1 rRNA gene is annotated in these 2,037 nt (G+C 57.5%); it reads right to left on the bottom strand.

Features of this window, described 5'->3' with window-relative positions:
* Positions 1 to 1,971 (bottom strand): 23S ribosomal RNA (locus K940_RS0121405); the annotation flags it as partial.
* Between the last annotated feature and the right edge of the window lie 66 nt (positions 1,972 to 2,037).

The raw sequence follows: 2,037 nt of genomic DNA, 5'->3' as shown, positions 1-2,037 counted from the left end.
CCGTCAGCTCGGGAAGCGTGTTCCGTCACCGATAGTGGTCCCCCTTCTCCCGAAGTTACGGGGGTATTTTGCCGAGTTCCTTAACCACAGTTCTCTCGATCGCCTTGGTATTCTCTACCTGACCACCTGTGTCGGTTTGGGGTACGGGCCGTGTATCAACTCACTAGAGGCTTTTCTCGGCAGCGTAGGATCACTGAATTCGCCTCAGTCGGCTATGCGTCACCTCTCAGGCTGGTGTGACACGGATTTGCCTATGTCACGCCCTACGGGTTTACACCAGTGTTACCACTGACTGGCTCAGCTACCTTCCTGCGTCACCCCATCGTTTGGCTACTACAGTCGGGGTCCCATGCAGCGCCTTCTCGTTCCCCGAAGGGAATCGGTCCGGTTTTGGATGGTTAGCACGACTGCCTGGCCATTGGGCGCGGATACACGGGTACGGGAATATCAACCCGTTGTCCATCGACTACGCCTGTCGGCCTCGCCTTAGGTCCCGACTCACCCTGGGCGGATTAACCTGGCCCAGGAACCCTTGGTCATTCGGCGGACGAGTTTCTCACTCGTCTTTCGCTACTCATGCCTGCATTCTCACTCCCGCATCCTCCACAGCTGGATCACTCCGCTGCTTCCGTGGATGCGGGACGCTCCCCTACCCGTCCCAGCTCCTGGCTCGTGAGCAGGATGTGTGCTGGAACGCCGCGGCTTCGGCGGTGTACTTGAGCCCCGCTACATTGTCGGCGCAGGATCACTTGACCAGTGAGCTATTACGCACTCTTTCAAGGGTGGCTGCTTCTAAGCCAACCTCCTGGCTGTCTTCGCGACCCCACATCCTTTTCCACTTAGTACACGCTTAGGGGCCTTAGCCGGCGATCTGGGCTGTTTCCCTCTCGACTACGAAGCTTATCCCCCGCAGTCTCACTGCCACGTTCTCACACACCGGCATTCGGAGTTTAGCTGACTTCGGTAAGCTTGTGGGCCCCCTAGGCCATCCAGTAGCTCTACCTCCGGTGTGAAACACGTGACGCTGCACCTAAATGCATTTCGGGGAGAACCAGCTATCACGGAGTTTGATTGGCCTTTCACCCCTACCCACAGCTCATCCCCTCAGTTTTCAACCTAAGTGGGTTCGGGCCTCCACGACGTCTTACCGTCGCTTCACCCTGGCCATGGGTAGATCACTCCGCTTCGGGTCTAGGACACGCGACTGTGGTCGCCCTGTTCGGACTCGCTTTCGCTACGGCTACCCCACACGGGTTAACCTCGCCACATGCCACTAACTCGCAGGCTCATTCTTCAAAAGGCACGCCATCACCCCACCGCAGGGCACGAGGCCATACGGAAGGCTTTGACGGATTGTAAGCGCACGGTTTCAGGTACTATTTCACTCCCCTCCCGGGGTACTTTTCACCTTTCCCTCACGGTACTAGTCCGCTATCGGTCACCAGGTAGTATTCAGGCTTACCGGGTGGTCCCGGCCGATTCACAGCAGATTTCACGGGCCCGCTGCTACTCGGGTATCAGTTCACGGGAGCTGACGTGTTTTCACCTACGGGATTGTCACCCTCTGCGATGGGCCGTTCCAGACCACTTCGGTTAACACGACAGTTTCTTACTCCCGCCCGGGCCGGCAGACCCGGGACGACTGACCCCACGACCCCACGAACGCAACCCCTGCCGGGTATCACACGCTCATGGTTTAGCCTGGATCCGTTTTCGCTCGCCACTACTCACGGAATCACTGTTGTTTTCTCTTCCTGCGGGTACTGAGATGTTTCACTTCCCCGCGTTCCCTCCCGACACCCTATATATTCAGGTGTGGGTGACACGACATCACTCGTGCCGGGTTTCCCCATTCGGACATCCTCGGATCTCAGCTCGGTTGGCAGCTCCCCGAGGCTTATCGCAGCCTCCTACGTCCTTCATCGGCTCCTGGTGCCAAGGCATCCACCGAACGCTCTTGAACACTTACAAACAAAACACAAAAATCAAAGATGCTCGCGTCCACTGTGCAGTTCTCAAACAACACACCCGGAAGGA

It is taken from the genome of Nocardia sp. CNY236, assembly GCF_000482385.1.
Classification (GTDB): Bacteria; Actinomycetota; Actinomycetes; order Mycobacteriales; family Mycobacteriaceae; genus Nocardia.
Note: the sequence above shows the minus strand (reverse complement) of the source record. Positions and strands in the feature narration are given on the sequence as shown.